21 protein-coding genes are annotated in these 17,320 nt (G+C 43.8%); 19 read left to right on the forward strand and 2 right to left on the reverse strand.

Annotated elements, in window-relative coordinates; all coding sequences use genetic code 11:
- Nucleotides 1-2: 2 nt before the first annotated feature.
- From fabG to ACFGVS_RS19780, 12 genes are all read left to right on the forward strand, one after another.
- Nucleotides 3-731: a 3-oxoacyl-ACP reductase FabG gene (fabG, locus tag ACFGVS_RS19725; RefSeq protein WP_274210777.1), complete on the forward strand. Its 729-nt coding sequence runs from the start codon at nucleotides 3-5 to the stop codon at nucleotides 729-731.
- A 103-nt stretch (nucleotides 732-834) separates the two neighbouring features.
- On the forward strand, nucleotides 835-2,052 hold the full coding sequence (locus ACFGVS_RS19730; protein ID WP_439695266.1) for a beta-ketoacyl-[acyl-carrier-protein] synthase family protein: 1,218 nt from the start codon (nucleotides 835-837) through the stop codon (nucleotides 2,050-2,052).
- A 20-nt stretch (nucleotides 2,053-2,072) separates the two neighbouring features.
- Nucleotides 2,073-2,330, forward strand: coding sequence for a phosphopantetheine-binding protein (locus ACFGVS_RS19735; protein ID WP_439695267.1), 258 nt, complete (start codon nucleotides 2,073-2,075; stop codon nucleotides 2,328-2,330).
- A gap of 85 nt (nucleotides 2,331-2,415) precedes the next feature.
- Nucleotides 2,416-2,838 carry a 3-hydroxyacyl-ACP dehydratase gene (locus ACFGVS_RS19740; RefSeq protein WP_274210779.1) on the forward strand — a complete coding sequence of 141 codons (423 nt, stop codon included), beginning with the start codon at nucleotides 2,416-2,418 and terminating at the stop codon, nucleotides 2,836-2,838.
- Nucleotides 2,839-2,855: 17 nt separating this feature from the next.
- Nucleotides 2,856-3,518 carry a hypothetical protein gene (locus ACFGVS_RS19745; RefSeq protein ID WP_090638102.1) on the forward strand — a complete coding sequence of 221 codons (663 nt, stop codon included), beginning with the start codon at nucleotides 2,856-2,858 and terminating at the stop codon, nucleotides 3,516-3,518.
- Nucleotides 3,519-3,619: 101 nt separating this feature from the next.
- Entirely contained in the window at nucleotides 3,620-4,045 is a 426-nt protein-coding gene (locus ACFGVS_RS19750; RefSeq protein WP_439695268.1) for an acyl-CoA thioesterase, read from the forward strand.
- Nucleotides 4,046-4,241: 196 nt separating this feature from the next.
- Nucleotides 4,242-5,492, forward strand: coding sequence for an NAD(P)/FAD-dependent oxidoreductase (locus tag ACFGVS_RS19755; RefSeq protein WP_439695269.1), 1,251 nt, complete (start codon nucleotides 4,242-4,244; stop codon nucleotides 5,490-5,492).
- A 7-nt stretch (nucleotides 5,493-5,499) separates the two neighbouring features.
- Nucleotides 5,500-5,757, forward strand: a complete 258-nt coding sequence (locus tag ACFGVS_RS19760; protein WP_090638092.1) for a phosphopantetheine-binding protein — start codon at nucleotides 5,500-5,502, stop codon at nucleotides 5,755-5,757.
- Nucleotides 5,758-5,891: 134 nt separating this feature from the next.
- Nucleotides 5,892-6,533 (forward strand): LolA family protein, encoded by a 642-nt coding sequence (locus tag ACFGVS_RS19765; RefSeq protein WP_439695270.1) that lies wholly within the window; start codon nucleotides 5,892-5,894, stop codon nucleotides 6,531-6,533.
- Entirely contained in the window at nucleotides 6,496-7,128 is a 633-nt protein-coding gene (locus ACFGVS_RS19770) for a hypothetical protein (protein ID WP_439695271.1), read from the forward strand. Before ACFGVS_RS19765 ends, ACFGVS_RS19770 begins: the two co-directional genes overlap by 38 nt.
- A 154-nt stretch (nucleotides 7,129-7,282) precedes the next feature.
- A complete protein-coding gene (locus ACFGVS_RS19775) occupies nucleotides 7,283-7,648 on the forward strand; it encodes a hypothetical protein (protein WP_439695272.1) in 366 nt (121 codons plus the stop codon).
- Nucleotides 7,645-9,105, forward strand: a complete 1,461-nt coding sequence (locus ACFGVS_RS19780; protein WP_439695273.1) for a cation:proton antiporter domain-containing protein — start codon at nucleotides 7,645-7,647, stop codon at nucleotides 9,103-9,105. The genes ACFGVS_RS19775 and ACFGVS_RS19780 overlap by 4 nt, the downstream gene beginning before the upstream one ends.
- Here ACFGVS_RS19780 and ACFGVS_RS19785 read toward each other — a convergent pair.
- Both ACFGVS_RS19785 and acpS read right to left on the reverse strand, forming a co-directional pair.
- Entirely contained in the window at nucleotides 9,086-10,375 is a 1,290-nt protein-coding gene (locus ACFGVS_RS19785) for a phenylacetate--CoA ligase family protein (RefSeq protein ID WP_439695274.1), read from the reverse strand. The two genes, ACFGVS_RS19780 and ACFGVS_RS19785, sit on opposite strands and share 20 nt — an antisense overlap.
- Nucleotides 10,372-10,746 (reverse strand): holo-ACP synthase, encoded by a 375-nt coding sequence (gene acpS, locus ACFGVS_RS19790; RefSeq protein WP_439695275.1) that lies wholly within the window; start codon nucleotides 10,744-10,746, stop codon nucleotides 10,372-10,374. Before acpS ends, ACFGVS_RS19785 begins: the two co-directional genes overlap by 4 nt.
- 565 nt (nucleotides 10,747-11,311) lie before the next feature.
- Here acpS and ACFGVS_RS19795 point away from each other — a divergent pair.
- From ACFGVS_RS19795 to ACFGVS_RS19825, 7 genes are read left to right on the forward strand one after another with little or no spacing between them, the layout of a single operon-like run.
- Nucleotides 11,312-11,569 carry an acyl carrier protein gene (locus ACFGVS_RS19795; RefSeq protein ID WP_274210789.1) on the forward strand — a complete coding sequence of 86 codons (258 nt, stop codon included), beginning with the start codon at nucleotides 11,312-11,314 and terminating at the stop codon, nucleotides 11,567-11,569.
- A complete protein-coding gene (locus ACFGVS_RS19800) occupies nucleotides 11,570-12,448 on the forward strand; it encodes an LpxL/LpxP family acyltransferase (protein ID WP_439695276.1) in 879 nt (292 codons plus the stop codon). It begins immediately after the preceding gene.
- Nucleotides 12,449-12,479: 31 nt separating this feature from the next.
- Nucleotides 12,480-13,610: a beta-ketoacyl-[acyl-carrier-protein] synthase family protein gene (locus ACFGVS_RS19805; protein WP_439695277.1), complete on the forward strand. Its 1,131-nt coding sequence runs from the start codon at nucleotides 12,480-12,482 to the stop codon at nucleotides 13,608-13,610.
- A gap of 42 nt (nucleotides 13,611-13,652) precedes the next feature.
- Complete coding sequence (locus ACFGVS_RS19810) at nucleotides 13,653-14,273, forward strand: beta-ketoacyl synthase N-terminal-like domain-containing protein (RefSeq protein WP_439695278.1); 621 nt, start codon at nucleotides 13,653-13,655, stop codon at nucleotides 14,271-14,273.
- A 22-nt stretch (nucleotides 14,274-14,295) separates the two neighbouring features.
- Nucleotides 14,296-15,501, forward strand: a complete 1,206-nt coding sequence (locus tag ACFGVS_RS19815) for a beta-ketoacyl-[acyl-carrier-protein] synthase family protein (protein WP_439695279.1) — start codon at nucleotides 14,296-14,298, stop codon at nucleotides 15,499-15,501.
- A gap of 1 nt (nucleotide 15,502) precedes the next feature.
- Entirely contained in the window at nucleotides 15,503-16,546 is a 1,044-nt protein-coding gene (locus ACFGVS_RS19820; RefSeq protein ID WP_439695280.1) for a beta-ketoacyl synthase chain length factor, read from the forward strand.
- A complete protein-coding gene (locus tag ACFGVS_RS19825) occupies nucleotides 16,540-17,313 on the forward strand; it encodes a polysaccharide deacetylase family protein (protein WP_274210795.1) in 774 nt (257 codons plus the stop codon). Before ACFGVS_RS19820 ends, ACFGVS_RS19825 begins: the two co-directional genes overlap by 7 nt.
- The last annotated feature ends 7 nt before the right edge of the window (nucleotides 17,314-17,320 follow it).

The raw sequence follows: 17,320 nt of genomic DNA on the forward strand, positions 1-17,320 counted from the left end.
CGATGAAATGTGCATTAGTAACAGGCGGATCAAGAGGAATAGGCCGTGCCGTTTGCTATAAACTGGCCACCATGGGCTACTACGTGCTTATTAATTACAAAAGTAACCAGGCAGAAGCCGACAATACCTTAGCTGCAATTAAAGAAAACGGCGGTGATGGCGAGGTTATGAAATTTGACGTAGCCAACAAAGAAGATATCCGCGCTGTATTGGGCGGCTGGGTTGAAGCCAATACCGAAAAATATATTGAAGTGCTGGTAAATAATGCCGGCATTAAGGATGATACCCTGATGATGTGGATGAAAGACGAACAGTGGGACAGTGTATTAAATACCAGTTTAGGCGGTTTCTTTTATGTAACCCAGGCCGTTTTAAACGGCATGCTGGTTAAAAAATATGGCCGCATTATCAACGTAGTATCTTTATCGGGCTTAAAAGGCTTGCCCGGCCAGGTTAATTACTCGGCAGCAAAGGCAGGTGTAATTGGGGCAACCAAGGCCCTTGCGCAGGAAATTGCACGCCGCGGCGTTACTGTTAATGCAGTTGCCCCCGGCTTTATTAAAACCGATATGACCGAAGGCCTTGATGAAAAAGAGCTTAAATCCATGATACCTATTAAACGCTTTGGCTCCCCCGAAGAAGTGGCCAGCGTTGTGGGCTTTTTAGCATCGCCGGAGGCATCATATATTACGGCCGAGGTAATATCTGTTAATGGCGGTTTGTATTCATAATTAACCATTTGTTCATATAAACAAGCACACTAAATATTTCGGGATTAAATAATTTTATTTAGTTTTAAGGGAATTGTTAAATGATTAAGCCGGTATTAGCGTTATGAACAGAGTTGTGATTACAGGGATGGGGATTTACTCGTGCATTGGGAAAACCCAGGACGAGGTAAGAGACTCGCTTTTCCACGGCAAATCGGGGATCCTGCTCGATTCTATGCGCAAGGAGTTTGGTTACCGGTCGGGCTTAACCGGCTTCGTAGAAAGACCCAATTTAAAAGAAAAACTCGACAGGCGTTCGCGTATTATGCTGCCAGAACAGGGTGAGTATGCTTATATGGCCACCATTGAGGCACTGGCCCAGGCAGGCATCGATATGGATTACCTTGATCAAAACGAAATAGGCATCCTTTACGGCAACGACAGCTCGGCCAAGCCGGTTATTGATTGTACCGATATCATCCGCGTAAAAAAAGACACCATGCTGGTAGGCTCGGGAGCGGTTTTCCAAACCATGAACTCCACCGTCAGCATGAACCTGGCCACTATATTCAAATTAAAAGGCATCAACCTTACTGTTAGTGCAGCCTGCGCAAGCGGCTCGCACGCTATTGGCTTAGGCTATCACCTTATCAAAAGTGGTTTACAGGAAGGCATTATCTGCGGCGGCGCCCAGGAGCTTAACCATTTTTCGATGGGCAGTTTTGATGCGCTTTCGGCATTCTCCACATTAGAAAGTACGCCGACCAAAGCGTCGCGCCCCTTTGATAAAAGCCGCGATGGCCTGGTGCCAAGCGGAGGGGCGGCTACCGTAATTTTAGAAAGTTTAGAATCGGCACAACGCCGCGGCGCCACTATTTTAGGCGAGGTTATTGGCTACGGATTTTCGTCAAACGGCGGCCACATATCCAACCCAACCGTTGGCGGCCCGGTACGCTCATTGGCTATGGCGTTGAAAGACGCCGGCATAACCGCTGCCGATATTGATTACATAAACGCCCATGCCACATCAACCCCCGCGGGTGATGCCAGCGAGGCTAAAGCCATTCACGAGGTTTTCGGTTCGAGCAAGCCGCTGGTAAGCTCAACCAAATCCATGACAGGCCACGAATGCTGGATGGCCGGCGCAAGCGAGATTGTATACTCAATGCTGATGATGCAAAATTCGTTCATCGCACCAAACATTAACTTCGAAACCCCCGACGAGGATTCGGCCAGGTTAAACATCGCTACTACCACCATAGAACGGGATTTCGACGTATTTTTGTCGAACTCTTTTGGTTTTGGCGGAACAAATTCGTCGCTGATTATTAAAAAATATTAAACCCTTACCTAACCCACCTTATGAATTTTGCACAAATTATAGAAAAAACAAACGAGTTCCTGGCCGAAGAATTTGAGATTGATGTGGCCAAAATAACCCCCGAAGCTGTTTTAAAAGATACCCTTGAGCTGGATAGCCTGGATTATATTGACCTGGTTGTTGTAATTGAAAGCAATTTTAACTTCAAGGTGCAGCCCGAAGATTTTGTTGGCATAGTCAGCTTCCAGGATTTTTATGAGTATGTTAATACCAGGGTGAACGCCGGGGAATTGGTATAAATAATGGGGCAATACCTGGCCCTATCTACAAAATGTTTTACTGATTTTACCTGAACCATTGATAAAACCTATTAAACCTGCTGATATGTTTACCCCACCTGCCAATACCCCCGACCTTATCCCGCAAAAATTCCCTTTTGTGATGATAGATCATTTGACCTGGACGGATGAGAAAAGCAGCCGCAGCCAATTTTGTATAAAAGCAGATAATGTATTGGTTGAAGACGGTGAATTTAGTGCAGGCGGACTGGTAGAAAACATAGCCCAAACAGCTGCCGCCCGTGCCGGGTACCTGGCCCAAAACAGCCAAAAAGCCGATGCCATAGGCTATATTGGCGCTATTAAAAACCTGGAAGTGTTTTCTTTGCCTAAAATTAATGATATCTTAGAAACGGAAATTATCATTGATAATCAAATATTTGATGTAACGCTGATATCGGGAAAGGTGAAGTGTGGGGATGAAACGTTGGCGCAGTGCCAGATGAAAGTATTTATAATTCAACAATAAATAAATTAATCTACAAAATGAAACCTACAAAAAACACCTGGCTAATAGCCTTTTTACTAACAGTTGTAAGCAGCCTGCCTGCTGTAGCGCAAAGCACAAAAGCCGATATTTTTTCGGGCAGTGCTAAAATTACCTGGTTAGGGCTTGATTTTACACAAACAAAATTTATAGGTACAGCCGAAGCCAAGGTAATGGGCATTGGAAGAAAAGATGATATAACGCCCGAAGAATTCAGAGACGACTACACCGTAGGATGGAACCGCCTTTTTGTTACCGAGCAAAAGAAATATGATGTGGCCGAATCAATTCACCACAGTTCTGTTGACTATGCCCTTGATGTAGCTAAGTCTTCAAACGCCAAAGCAAAGTTTGATAAACTTTATACCGATAATCCAAGCGATTTTAAATTATTGGATGAAGCAAAAATTACGGCTATTGTAAAAAATTATGATTTCCAGAGCAAGGAAGGTATTGGCTATATATTTTTTGTAAGCGGCATGAACAAAGGCCTTGATAAGGCCGGTGTTTGGATAACCTTTGTTGATATGAAAACAAAAACGGTTTTGCTTACCAAATATTACGAAGGCAAACCAGGCGGTTTTGGCCTTAGAAACTACTGGGCAAAAGCGTTTTTAAACGTAATGAAAGATGTAAAATCTGATTATAACAGCTGGAAATAAAAAGTACTAACAGGTATGCATCTGTGCCTTTACCCGCACAGATGCATACTTTACAAAATTGACGCCGGCATAAATGTATCGGCGGTAAACAGAACGAAGAATTGCAAAAAACACTGATAAATGCCACCGAGATAAGTGTGAAGTTTAGCGAGGTTGATTCGCTGGGCATTGTGTGGCACGGGCACTATGTACGCTATTTTGAAGATGGCAGGGAAGCTTTTGGGAAAGCATACGGTATTGACTACCTTACAGTTTACAATAACCAATACGTAACCCCTATTGTAAGCATCGATTGCAAATACAAACAGGTTTTGCGCTACGGCGACAGGGTAATTATTGAAACCGAATATATACCAAGCGAAGCAGCGCGGTTAAATTTTAACTACCGCCTGTTAAACGCTGCAACCGGCGAGGTTGTGGTTACCGGCTCAACCGTACAGGTGTTTTTACAACGCGATAATTTTATGCTTCAGTTAACCAACCCTCTGTTTTTTGAAGAGTGGAAAAAGAAATATGGGTTTGTTTAATTAATTGGTAACGTTGGGGCAAACATGAAATAACGGAAAGTGTTAAGTTGTAAGTCGAAAATGACAAATCAAAAGACTTAGGCCTTCCGTTGCTTATGATTTGATAATGGCGATTACTTAATGATATTATAAATGCTTTAGGGTTTAATTGACAGCCTGCAAGCTTACTGACAATGAACACAAAAGAGTTAAATTGATGAATACAGAAAAAGTTGACGTGTTGGTAATTGGCGCCGGCCCGGCGGGTACGGTGGCTGCTTCTATTGTGAATAAAGCAGGGTTTAAAGTTAAAATTGTTGAAAAGCAAAAATTTCCGCGTTTTGTAATTGGCGAAAGCCTGTTGCCCCGCTGTATGGAAGCATTAACCGATGCCGGCTTTGTTGAAGCAGTGGAGGCAAAAGGATTTCAGAAAAAATTTGGCGCCAAGTTTGTAAAAAATGGCGTTATCTGCGATTACTTCTTTTCCGATCAGTTTACTGATGGCTGGAACTGGACATGGCAGGTGCCGCGCGCTGAGTTTGATAAAACCCTGGCCGATACCTGCGAAACAATGGGTATCCCCGTGCATTATGAAACCACGGTTACCGATATCAAGTTTAACGGATCTGATTCAATAACAACAGTCGAAGATATTGAAGGCAACCAAACACAAATCGAGGCCCGGTTTATTATCGACGGCAGTGGTTACGGCCGGGTTATCCCTAAGTTGTTTAACCTTGATAAACCATCGGGCCTGCCGCAGCGCAAAGCTTTATTTACACATACGGTAGATGTAAAGCGCAACCTGTTTGAAGAACCCAACCGCATTACCATCGTGGTACACAAACCCGGCGTTTGGGTTTGGATCATTCCATTTTCCAGTGGCGTAACATCATTGGGCTTTGTAGGCGATCCGGATTTTTTTGCCGGTTATGAAGGCGCTGATGACGAAGCTAAACTGCGCAGCCTGATTGCAGCGGAGCCTTACCTGAGCGAGCGCTTTAAAGATGTTGAATTTGTTTTTGAACCAAGGATATTACAGGCATGGAGCAGCACTACCAATACTTTTCATGGCGAAGGCTTTGTACTTACAGGCAATGTAACCGAGTTTTTAGATCCCATCTTTTCATCGGGTGTTACACTGGCAACTGTATCCAGTCAAAATGCAGCAAAATTGGTTATCCGCAAGCTAAACGGCGAAGACATTGACTGGGAAAAGGAATACACCGAAAAGGTAATGCAGGGCGTAGATGTTTTCCGCTCATATGTAAATGCCTGGTACGAAGGAACGCTTGATACCATCTTTTTTTCGGGTACTTTTGTTCCCCAGATTAAAAACCAGATCTGCTCTGTTTTGGCAGGATATGTGTGGGACCAGGAGAACCCATATGTTAAACATCATGATACAGCAATAAAAAAATTAGCACGAATTATTAAGTTAGGCGACCAAATTAACTCGCCTGTATAGTTATAAAATGGACAAATTAATGAATGATCTGAAAGAACAGATCATAGACCAGTTAAACCTGCAAGATCTTAAGCCAGGCGATATCGGCGATGATGAATCGTTGTTTGCCGATGGGTTAGGATTGGATTCGATAGATGTGTTGGAACTGATAGTTTTGATGCAAACCATCTATAAAATTAAGCTTTCAAAAGCCGAGGATGGCCCCAAAGTGTTTCAATCAGTACGTACCATGGCCGAGTACATTACAGCTAACCAGGCAGCATAAATAAACACGAATATTTGCAGGGCGGCGACAATTAAAGCGAATTTCACGAATTGGTGCGGTCACTATTCTGCTAAATAATTAAATAATAATGATCCGCGTAAATCCGTTCCATTCGTGTAATTCGTGTCTATATAATGAAAACTCATAAACTAATACTTACTGTAGCCATGCTCGCCGCCGCATTTACCGCCAGTGCGCAGCATGCAGGATATACCCAGCTTGCTGATCTTTCGGCATTTAAAGCCCAATTTACGGCTACCGCTCAAAAAACAACCAGCATTAAAAGCGATTTTGTGCAGGAGAAAAACCTGAGCATGCTATCGGAAAAGATCACATCCAAAGGGAAATTCTGGTTTAAAAAGGATAATATGGTGCGGATGGAATATACGCAACCATCCAAATACCTGATGATCATCAACAAAGACAATATTTTGGTAAAGGATGAGCAAAAGGAAAATAAAATCAATACCAAATCCAACAAACTCTTCCAGCAAATTAATAAGATCATTATCGATTGTGTGCAGGGATCAATCCTCAGCAACCCCGATTTTAAAGTAAAGGTGTTTGAAAACAAGGGGAGCTACCTCGTCGAGCTGGCGCCGCTATCAAAAGGGATTAAAGATTTTTTTAAGTCGATCAATATCTCGGTTGATAAAAAAGACAACTCGGTAAGCAATATTGATATGCAGGAGCCATCCGGCGATAATACTACCATCCACTTTATAAATAAAGAGATTAATGCAAACCTGCCTGACGCGCTTTTTGCTGCTAAGTAGTTGCCTGGTTGCACTTGCCGGCTGCACTTCGGTTTATAAAAACCTGAAGCCGGCTACAGGTAATTTCGATCATATCTACCGGTTTCGCCCCAAATTTTCGGTTGTGCTGTATAACGCCGAAATCAACGTAACAACCCACCATTTAAGCGGCTTGCTGCTGATGAAGGTGATGCCCGATAGCAGTACCCGCATTGTATTCTCGAGCGAGATGGGCGTAAAATTTTTTGATTTCGCATTTCTGAAAGATGGCAGCTTTAAAGTGTATTCCATCATTCCGCAAATGGATAAAGGCCCGGTAATTAAAACATTGCGAAAGGATTTTGATTTGATACTGATGCGCCAGGAGGGCAGCCATGAACATTATATGCTTAAGGATAACTCGCATTTATATTATGTGCTTCCGCAGGAAAAAGGCGCCAACTATTATATTACCAATATGGCCGGCGACGCCCTTTTACGAATGGAAAAATCATCCAAAAGGAAACCAGTTGCGGTTGCTACCATGGCCAATTACAAAAATGACGTACCCGATACTATAGGTATCGACCATAAAAACTTTAAATTTACCATCGGTTTAAAAAAAATAGAGCGATGAGTGGAAAGCCTAAGGCTGAAGGCTCAAAGCCCAAAGCTGAAGGCGGAAAGCTGAATGCTTTAGAATGAAATTTTGACAATATAAAAAGCACAAAGCCCAGGGCTTAAAGCAAAAAGCTTTGAGCTTTCGGCGTTGAGCTTTAAGCTAAATACATATGCTCCAGGAATCGTTTTTTCAATTTACCGCACCGCAAACAGATGGTAATACCTCAAAAACTACCATCACCCTGAATGCGGGTCACCAGATTTTTGACGGGCATTTTCCTGGTCAGCCGGTTGTGCCGGGGGTTTGTATGATGCAGATGGTAAAAGAGGTGCTGGAACTCCTTGTAGGCACCAAAACAAAACTGCTTAAAGCCGGCGATATGAAGTTTTTGGCCATACTAAACCCGCAGGTAAACAGCACCGCCGATATGCAGGTAACCTATACCACTGCCGATGATGATACGTTAAAGGTAGATGCTATCATTCAGCATGAGGCTTCCACTTTTTTTAAATTTAAAGGGGTATTTAAAAAATGAAGAAATTCAGGAACATGTTTTTTTATATCCTCCTTATTGGCGGGTTTTCCTTTTTAATTTACCTGGCATTAACGGCCGGCAGCGAACTTGAAAAGGGCCGTCACATTGTAAAACTGGCGGCAAGCAGTAAAAGCTCAGTACACCAGTTTACCGATGGGTTGATAAAAAACATTACCGGGCCCCTGGCTACCCTACTGGCGCAAATAGCCGTGATAATAATAGCGGGTAATATGGCAGGATGGGTGTGTAAAAAAATGGGGCAGCCCCGCGTTATAGGCGAAATATTTGCAGGGATAGCCTTAGGCCCATCGCTTGTGGGCCGGTTTTTGCCGGCGTTTTCGCATGCTATTTTCCCGGCCCAGTCGTTGGGATCGTTGCAGTTTTTGAGCCAGATTGGTTTAATCATATTCATGTTTGTGATAGGCATGGAGCTTGATTTGCGCGCAATTAAAAGCAAAAGCAAGGACGCCGTTGTCATTAGTCATGCCAGTATTATCATTCCGTTTACATTGGGTATAGGGCTGGCTTATTTTATCTATCAATCATTGGCCCCTGCAGGGGTACCTTTCTTTTCGTTTGGTTTATTTATGGGTATTTCCATGAGTATTACAGCGTTCCCGGTGTTGGCACGCATTTGCCAGGAACGGGGCATTAACAAAACACGCCTTGGCGCTTTGGTAATTACCTGCGCCGCTGCCGATGATATTACTGCCTGGTGCCTGCTTACGGTAGTAATAGCGGTGGTTAAGGCTGGCTCGGTAATGAGTTTTGTTTATACCGCCCTGATGGCCATTGCCTATGTGTTAATTATGCTGAAGGGCGTAAAGCCCCTTTTAAAACGCATCTACAGCCGCAACATTAGGCCGGGTTATGTGGGTATCCCGGTAGCTATGTTTTTTTTAACATTGATTATCTCATCATACGCCACGGAAAGTATAGGCATCCACGCGTTGTTTGGGGCCTTTATGGCCGGCATTGTAATGCCCGACAACATTGCCTTTCGCGGGGTGTTTGTGGAGCGTATAAAAGACGTAGCCTTGTTTTTATTGCTGCCTTTGTTTTTTGTTTTTACCGGTTTGCGTACGCAGATTGGCTTATTGGATACGCCCTACCTATGGGCTATTTGTGGTTTAACCATATTAGTGGCTGTTACCGGCAAATTTGCAGGCAGTGCATCGGCAGCGAAATTTGTGGGGCAGAGCTGGAAGGATAGCCTATCCATAGGTGCGTTAATGAACACCCGTGGCCTGGTCGAGTTGATTGTACTGAATATTGGTTACGACCTGGGCGTACTAAACAAAGAAGTATTTGCCATATTGGTGATTATGGCCCTGGTAACTACATTTATGACCGTACCAATATTAAACCTGCTGGATAAGATCTTCGGCAAATCGCCATCGGAAGATGAACTGCCTGCTGAATTGCCCGAGGATATTTTTATTTCCGGCGATCGATAAATTTAAACGGTTTGCGGCCCGATTCTTTGTACTGCATCTTCTGAATTTCATCGTACTGCACGTAGGTAACATGCGGGCTAACCCTTAATCGTGCCTGTAAATTGGCGCGGATCTTTCGGTCGCACTCATCGGTATAATTTACCGGCAGGATATGCAGCAGCACTTCGTCCATACCAATCTCGTTGGAGTAAACCTCGGCAACAAAATCCAATATTTCTTCCATCCCATTCAGCAAATCAAAAAGCGATGGTGGGTAAAGCGTGGTGCCTTTGAATTTGATCATCTGCTTTTTACGGCCTATAATTGGAGATAAACGTAAGGTAGTTCGCCCGCATTCACACGGCTTATCATCGTACAGGCAAATATCGCCGGTTTTATAGCGCAACAAAGGCATGCCTTCAACGCCCAGCGTGGTAATGGTTACCTCCCCAGGTTCGCCGGGGGCAACCTGTTGGTTATTTTCATCAAGCAGCTCTACAATCAATAATTCGGGCTGATGGTGTCCGCCCCTGCCATACCCGCATTCGGTAAATGCTGTTTGCATTTCGGTTGATGCATAAGTAGAGTATAGTTTGATATCCCAGGCATCAGTAATTTTTTTGCCAAGGATATTGAGCGAAAAATCGGTGTTGCGGATATTCTCGCCAATACAAACCGCTTTTTTTACCGAACTTGAATTGATATCGATACCATGCTCCTGGGCGTATTGGATCAGCTTGTAAATAAACGATGGCACCGCAACAATAGCGGTAGGCTTAAGCCTTAAAATGGTTTCCCATTGTAATGATGGCACCCCGGGACCAAGGCGAATAATGCCTGCCCCTATTTTACGGATGCCAGAGTAATAAGCTAAACCGGCCATAAACTGCCTGTCGAGCGTCAGCATCAGCTGGTACACATCTTCGGGCTTTCCGTCTGCGCAGGTAAAGGAGCTATATTCATTATAGGTAAGCCGTAAAAGGTCATTCTCGGTAAGGGCGATAGTAACCGGGCTGCCTAATGTGCCTGATGTTGAGCTGTATTCGATGATCTGGTCGCGGCTAACGCACATAAAATCGTCATTACGCTTTTGCAGGTCTTCCTTTACGGTCGTCGGGATCAGTTTCAGGTCATCCAGCGTTTTAATATCATCAATATTGATATTGTTTGCATCAAACAACTCCTTATAAAAAGGCGAATGAATGTTAAGGTACGCCAGTAAATCCTGCAGTTTTTGTTCCTGCATAGTCACTATTTGTTCCTGCGATATAAATGTAGATTGGTCTGTCACTTTTCGATAATTACAATGGCCGATGCGATGGTTTTAAGATGCGTTAATGATACGGAAATTTTCATTGGGCCTTGCTCATTTAATAATTCGCCGGTTTTGCCAATCAGTGTAAGTTCGGGTTTTCCATCGGCATTGTTGCTAATCTCCACTTCGTTAAAAGCTGTGCCGTTTAACCAGCCGGTACCCAATGCTTTAAAAAACGCCTCTTTGGCTGCAAAACGTGCTGCATAGTGCTGGTACTTATCAGCCTTACGTTCGCAATAAGCTATTTCATTTTCCGAAAACACCAGTTCGCGAAAGCCGCTGCCCTTTTCAATTTTGACAGCCACGCGGTCAATCTCTATCATATCTATCCCAACACCGGCAACCATCAATCAGTTTTGTTTAAGTTGTTTTTAAACGCCGTAACCTTTTTGCAGGTTCGCTCGTCATCTACAAAAATAATATTTGGTTTGTGATTTGGGTTATATATTTAAGAAGGCCCGGGCAATCGCTTTAAAACTGATGAAATTTATGGATTTACGATATATAGCGTGAATGGTCAACTGTTCGGGAATTTAAAATATTTTATTGTTCCGATACACAAAAGATGGGTAAATGTTTTTATTATTTTGTATTTTTGTAAAATTGTTTAATTAATTTTATTAATTAAACGTTATTATTTTTTCCTAAATATAGGGATTGGTGGGGGCGGGTGATGTATACAGTGCAGGAATAGGTTTAAAGCCACCGGTTAAGCCAAAGCAACAGCGAATGTAACAACCTAAATCGTTCTTTATAAACACCAACAATTGTTTTATTTTTGAAATGCCCTTTAACAGGTATATCCGTGTACACTAAATAAATAACATATTTAAAAACTTTTACAACCTATTACGTAGCATTTGGGTGTCGCCCTGATTCATCCAAAATGTTAGCTAATTAATTTAAACCATTATGCAAACTGAAGAGATCATTGCAAAAATAAATTCCTTCCTGTCTGAAGAATTTGAGGTAGATATTGATACCATTACACCCGATGCCGTTTTAAAAGATACACTTGGTTTGGATAGCCTTGACTATATCGACCTGGTGGTTGTTATTGAAACCAATTTTGCGTTTAAGGTGCAGCCCGAAGATTTTACCGGCATTGTTACCTTCCAGGATTTTTACGATTACGTAGCAACTAAAGTACAGCCAAAGGAGCTTGTTTAAATGTCGTCCTGGAAAGGAAAATCAAAAGGCAAGCCCTGGGGCTATTCAGTATTTCTGGCTATTTTAAAATATGGCGGGGTTAGTCCCGCTTATTTTTTGCTACGGTTTGTATCGTTTTACTACGTAGTTTTCTCTTACCAATCGTCAAAAAGCATTTACTACTACTTCCACAAGCGCCTTGGTTATGGGCGCGTTAAAGCACTATTTAAGGTTTACCAAAACTATTTCATTTTTGGCCAAAGCATTATTGATAAGGTAGTGGTCATGTCGGGCATCCGCAACAAATTCACCTTTGAGTTTGATGGCCGTAGTAACCTGAACCAAATTGCGGCCATGGGCAAAGGCGGCCTGCTTTTAAGCGCACACATTGGCAGCTGGGAAATAGCCGGCGATTTGCTGAAGCATATCAACACCCGCATTAACATTGTGATGTTTGATGGCGAAGACCAGCAGATAAAAGCCTTTATGGAAAGGGTTACCGGCAAACTAAGCGTTAATATTATTGTAATTAAGGATGATATATCGCACATCTTCAAAATCAATGAAGCTTTTCAGAATAACGAACTGGTGTGCATGCATGCCGACAGGTACCTGGAGGGCAATAAAACCATTACCAAAAACTTTTTGGGCGAGGATGCCAAATTCCCGTTAGGGCCATTTATCCTGGCTCAAAAATTCAGGGTTCCGGTGGCCTATGTTTTTGCCATGAAAGAAACTAAGTTTCACTATCATTTTTACGCCAGCACAATTAAGGAATATTTACATTTGGGCAAAGAAGCCGGGATAGCGCAAATGACCAATGATTTTGTGGGCGAGATGGAAAAATACGTGAAAAAGTATCCCGGGCAATGGTATAATTATTATAACTTTTGGCAATAAAACAAGTAATGAGAGGAAATGTTTGTAAGAGATGAAGTCCGTTTTTATTGTTGCCGATAATATCTTGTCGCCTATAGGCAATACCTCTGCCGAAAATTTTGATAAGCTTACCCAAAATATTTCAGGGATTAAAGAGCATCCGGCGGGCGATAAATCGGCGGTTCCCTTTTACGCGTCCTTATTTAATGATGACCGGGAGTTTTTAACTGCGCCCGGCAACTACACAAAATTTGAGCAATTGCTGATAGCTTCCATTACGGATGCCCTAAAAGATAGCGGGGTGGATAGTACCGATCCAAAAACAGTTCTTATTATCTCCACCACCAAAGGCAATATCAGCATGCTGGAAACGGACGCCAGTAACCCGGACCTAAACCAACGCATTGCATTGCCAACATCGGCCAGATTAGTTTCCGAAAAATTTGGTTTCGTAAATAAGCCGCTGATTGTTTCGCATGCCTGTATCTCGGGCTTAATGGCTATGATTACCGGGATGCGCCTGATCCAGGCCGGGCAGTATGATAATGCGGTTGTGGTTGGCGGCGATGTGATCACCCGGTTTGTGTTATCTGGGTTCCAATCATTCCAGGCTATCAGCGCTCAACCTTGCAAACCCTTTGATTTAAACCGCGATGGCATCAATTTAGGCGAGGGCGCCGCCACGGTTATCCTATCGGCAAATCAACAAAAAGAAGAAAATATTCAACTTGCGGGCGGCTCGGTTAGTAATGATGCCAACCATATTTCGGGCCCGTCAAAAACCGGCGAAGAGCTTTTTGATGCCATTAACGCAGCATTGAAAAGCGCCGGCGTTGAACCGGAGGCCGTCGATTTTATATCGGCTCATGGCACAGCTACCATTTACAACGATGAGATGGAGGCCAAAGCCATAAACCTGGCCGGCATGCAGCATATCCCGGTTAATAGTTTGAAAGGATATTACGGCCATACACTTGGCGCTTCGGGGCTTATCGAGGCCATAATAGCGGCCCATTCTTTAAAACGCAACACCATTATCCCCACCAGGGGATTTACCGAACTGGGGGTTACCCAACCACTCAACGTGGCTAAAACGTTACAACAAACACCGTTAACAGCGTGTCTTAAAACAGCATCGGGGTTTGGGGGCTGCAACGCGGCAATTGTTTTGAGAAAGAGCTGAAAGCTTAAAGCGGAAAGCTAAAAGCAAATAATAGATATAAGATTGACACAAGCACTACATATTACATCGCACTGCAACATCGGCAATAATGTCGTTCATGGCAATGGCATTCCTGTTTTTGAAAACCAGGGTGTTGATGCCGGGGCATTCCTGCTTTCGGCTTACCAGTTTCTGGAGGTTAAGTACCCCAAGTTCTATAAAATGGACAACCTGTCCAAGTTGGGTTTGCTCGCATCGGAGGTATTGCTGAAGGATAGCGGCATCGCCGAAAAATATAAGGAGCATGAAGTTGGTATTGTTTTAGCAAACTCCAACTCCAGCCTGGATGCCGACATTAAATATTACGACCAGGCCAAAACTATTGCCAGCCCAGCGCTGTTTGTGTATACTTTGCCAAATATTGTTATCGGCGAAATCAGCATTAAAAACAAGTTTAAAGGCGAGAACGCTTTTTTTGTCTTTGAGACTTTTGATGCCGCGTTTATACAGCAGTACGTGGCATATTTGCTAAATAATAATATATTGCAAGCTTGCATTTGCGGCTGGGTTGATGTGTTGCAGGAAGATTACAAAGCTGTTTTATGCCTGGTAGAAAAGGATGCAGACCTAACATCTGCGCCGTTTAGTGCAGAAAATTTAAATAATATTTACCTGTCGGCTTAATAACCGGCAAACAGATATAATAATGAGCAAAACTGTTTTTGTAGCGGGTGTAGGTGTAATTTCGGGTATTGGCAACAATACCGCCGAATGCCTTAACGCGCTCCGGAACAGCCGCGCGGGCATCGATAAAATTAAATACCTCCAAACCGTACATCAAGATACCTTCCCGGTTGCCGAAGTTAAATTGAGCAATGATGAATTGGCCCAATTATCAGGCTTTGGGCCCGGCATAAGTCGCACGGCTATGCTAAGCCTCATCGCGGCAAGGGAAGCAAAAAATGATGCAGGCATCCAAAATTTCGCATCGCTACGTACGGGTTTTATATCGGCCAACACCGTGGGCGGCATGGATAAAACCGAAGGTTTTTTTGAACAATTTATGGCCAACCCGGCAAAAGGTAAATTGCGTAATGTGGTTAACCACGAGTGCGGCAAGGTAACCGAATTGGTAGCCGATGAATTGGGGATAAAAAATTATATAAGTACCATCAGTACAGCCTGCTCATCATCAGCCAATGCCATTATGTACGGCGCAAGGCTCATCAAAAACAACATACTTGATGTGGTTATAGCCGGTGGCACCGATGCGCTTACCCGCTTTACGCTAAACGGCTTTAATACGCTCATGATATTGGATACCCAATATTGCCAGCCTTTTGACGCCAACCGCCGTGGCTTAAACCTTGGCGAGGGTGCCGGGTACATTACTTTGGTATCTGAACGGGTTGCGACAGGGCTTCAAAAAGCCCCTTACTGCACGCTGAGCGGCTATTGCAACGCCAACGATGCTTACCATCAAACGGCTTCATCGCCTGATGGCACAGGCTCTTTTATGGCGATGGACGGTGCTTTAAAAATGAGCGGGTTAAAGCCGGAGGATATCGGCTACATCAACCTGCATGGTACAGGTACCCAAAACAACGACAACTCCGAAGGGACGGCGATTAAACGATTGTTCGAACCTCACTTCCCTAAAATGAGTTCGACTAAATCATTCACCGGGCATACACTGGGCGCAAGCGCGGGTATCGAGGCTGTGTTTTCGGCGCTCTCGGCGCAACAGGGATTTATTTACCCCAACCTGCGATTTGAGACACAGATTCCTGATCATCCTTTTGCGCCCGAAACAAGTTTTACACAACACGCAGATTTAAACCACGTGCTTTCCAACTCCTTTGGTTTTGGGGGTAACTGTTCGTCATTAATATTTTCAAAACTACCGGCCTGATATGTATATCCGTTCAACAGCAAACATATCGCCCCAAAAAACATTCGGAAATGTTCCGTTCCTGGATGAAGTAGTTGCCTATGAAGGCAACCGCCTCAGCTGCCTAACGCCCGATTATAAAGAGCTCATCGATCCAAAGCTTATCCGCCGCATGAGCCGGGTTATTAAAATGGGCGTGGCATCTGCCATGGCCTGTTTGCAGGATGGAGGCGTAACCAATCCCGATGCCATTATTACAGGTACAGCCTATGGTTGCCTGGAAGATACCGGCGTATTTTTAAGTAAAATGGTTGAGCGCGGCGAAGAGTTGCTTACCCCAACATCATTTATCCAATCAACCCATAATACCATTGGCGCGCAGGTGGCTTTGCTGCTGCATTGCAACAATTACAATAACACGTTTGTAAATGGCGGCTCATCGTTTGAGTGCTCCCTGCTCGACGCGCAGATGCTATTGCAGGAAGGTGAAGCCCAAAACGTACTGGTAGGCGGTATTGACGAGATAACCGATATCAGCCACAGCATACTGAGCAGGTTTGGCCTGTATAAACGGAGCGCCATCTCCAATACCGACCTTTATAATGCCAATTCAAAAGGCACCGTTGCAGGTGAAGGCTCGGCATTTTTCCTGTTAACCAATGAAGCATCGGGAAACGACCTGGCTAAGCTGGATGCAGTAGCCACGTTTTATAAACCGGGCAGCCACGCAGCGGTTGAACAGCAAATTGAAGCTTTCCTGGCAGCACAGGACCTCAGCATGTATGATATCAGCCTGGTGGTAGCAGGTAATAACGGCGATGCACAAAATGATGCCGTTTACGATTACCTGGAGGGTTCGTTATTTAATTACTGTAATGTTGCCCGGTATAAACACTTGTGTGGCGAGTATCCCACATCATCGGCCTTCGCGTTATGGTATGCGGCGCAAATTGTTAAAACAAATACTATTCCGGGGTCGGAACCCATTACCCCGATTAAAAAAATATTGGTTTATAACCATTACCAAAACACCTGTCATTCGTTAATGTTGCTATCGGCGTGCTAACATTCAGAAACACCAATATCGCATTCCTAATCCTGCTGGGTGTTACCATCTGGGCCGACAAAACATATGGGGTAAGCTGGCTGGCATATGGGGCAATCATATTTATATACTCGCTTATTGTTGCTTATGGTTGCTATTTTGTAAGCTCCGGTTTTTTTATGCCAATGTACTGCTCGGCTAAAACAACCGATAAAGTAATAGCGATAACTTTTGACGATGGCCCGGTATCAGAAGGAACTCCGCAGGTTTTACAAATTTTGAAAGATGCCAGCGTCGAAGCCGCTTTTTTTTGCATTGGCGAACGTATTGCGGGCAATGAAGCCATCATAAGGCAAATGGATGCAAGTGGCCATATCATCGGCAACCATAGCTATACACACGCTGCCTTGTTCGATCTTTTCCCCTCAAAAAAAATGCTTGCCGAGATGCAGCAGCTGGACAACGAATTAGATAAAGTCATCGGTAAAAAAACAAAACTCTTCCGGCCGCCTTACGGGGTGATGAACCCCAACCTAAAAAACGCGATTATTAAAGGCGGCTATTTGCCCATAGGCTGGAGTGTTCGGTCGTACGATACTATGTCTACAGATGCTGATGTGCTTTTACAAAAAGTAACCCTCCAAATGAAACCTGGAGCAATCTTTTTATTTCACGACAGATGCCCGGTTACGGTGGCTATGCTGCCAAACTTTTTGGGGGAGGTAAGGGCGAAGGGATATCGGGTTGTTCGGGTTGATAAGATGCTTGGGCTCCCGGCCTACCAGTAATCTCGAA

The sequence above is a fragment of the Mucilaginibacter sediminis genome, assembly GCF_051903035.1.
GTDB lineage: Bacteria > Bacteroidota > Bacteroidia > Sphingobacteriales > Sphingobacteriaceae > Mucilaginibacter.

Coding starts and splice junctions, on each gene's coding strand:
- fabG (WP_274210777.1), top strand. CDS start 3: ATGAAATGTGCATTAGTAACAGGCGGATCAAGAGGAATAGGCCGTGCC.
- ACFGVS_RS19730 (WP_439695266.1), top strand. CDS start 835: ATGAACAGAGTTGTGATTACAGGGATGGGGATTTACTCGTGCATTGGG.
- ACFGVS_RS19735 (WP_439695267.1), top strand. CDS start 2,073: ATGAATTTTGCACAAATTATAGAAAAAACAAACGAGTTCCTGGCCGAA.
- ACFGVS_RS19740 (WP_274210779.1), top strand. CDS start 2,416: ATGTTTACCCCACCTGCCAATACCCCCGACCTTATCCCGCAAAAATTC.
- ACFGVS_RS19745 (WP_090638102.1), top strand. CDS start 2,856: ATGAAACCTACAAAAAACACCTGGCTAATAGCCTTTTTACTAACAGTT.
- ACFGVS_RS19755 (WP_439695269.1), top strand. CDS start 4,242: ATGAATACAGAAAAAGTTGACGTGTTGGTAATTGGCGCCGGCCCGGCG.
- ACFGVS_RS19760 (WP_090638092.1), top strand. CDS start 5,500: ATGGACAAATTAATGAATGATCTGAAAGAACAGATCATAGACCAGTTA.
- ACFGVS_RS19765 (WP_439695270.1), top strand. CDS start 5,892: ATGAAAACTCATAAACTAATACTTACTGTAGCCATGCTCGCCGCCGCA.
- ACFGVS_RS19770 (WP_439695271.1), top strand. CDS start 6,496: ATGCAAACCTGCCTGACGCGCTTTTTGCTGCTAAGTAGTTGCCTGGTT.
- ACFGVS_RS19775 (WP_439695272.1), top strand. CDS start 7,283: ATGCTCCAGGAATCGTTTTTTCAATTTACCGCACCGCAAACAGATGGT.
- ACFGVS_RS19780 (WP_439695273.1), top strand. CDS start 7,645: ATGAAGAAATTCAGGAACATGTTTTTTTATATCCTCCTTATTGGCGGG.
- acpS (WP_439695275.1), bottom strand. CDS start 10,746: ATGGTTGCCGGTGTTGGGATAGATATGATAGAGATTGACCGCGTGGCT.
- ACFGVS_RS19795 (WP_274210789.1), top strand. CDS start 11,312: ATGCAAACTGAAGAGATCATTGCAAAAATAAATTCCTTCCTGTCTGAA.
- ACFGVS_RS19800 (WP_439695276.1), top strand. CDS start 11,570: ATGTCGTCCTGGAAAGGAAAATCAAAAGGCAAGCCCTGGGGCTATTCA.
- ACFGVS_RS19805 (WP_439695277.1), top strand. CDS start 12,480: ATGAAGTCCGTTTTTATTGTTGCCGATAATATCTTGTCGCCTATAGGC.
- ACFGVS_RS19815 (WP_439695279.1), top strand. CDS start 14,296: ATGAGCAAAACTGTTTTTGTAGCGGGTGTAGGTGTAATTTCGGGTATT.
- ACFGVS_RS19820 (WP_439695280.1), top strand. CDS start 15,503: ATGTATATCCGTTCAACAGCAAACATATCGCCCCAAAAAACATTCGGA.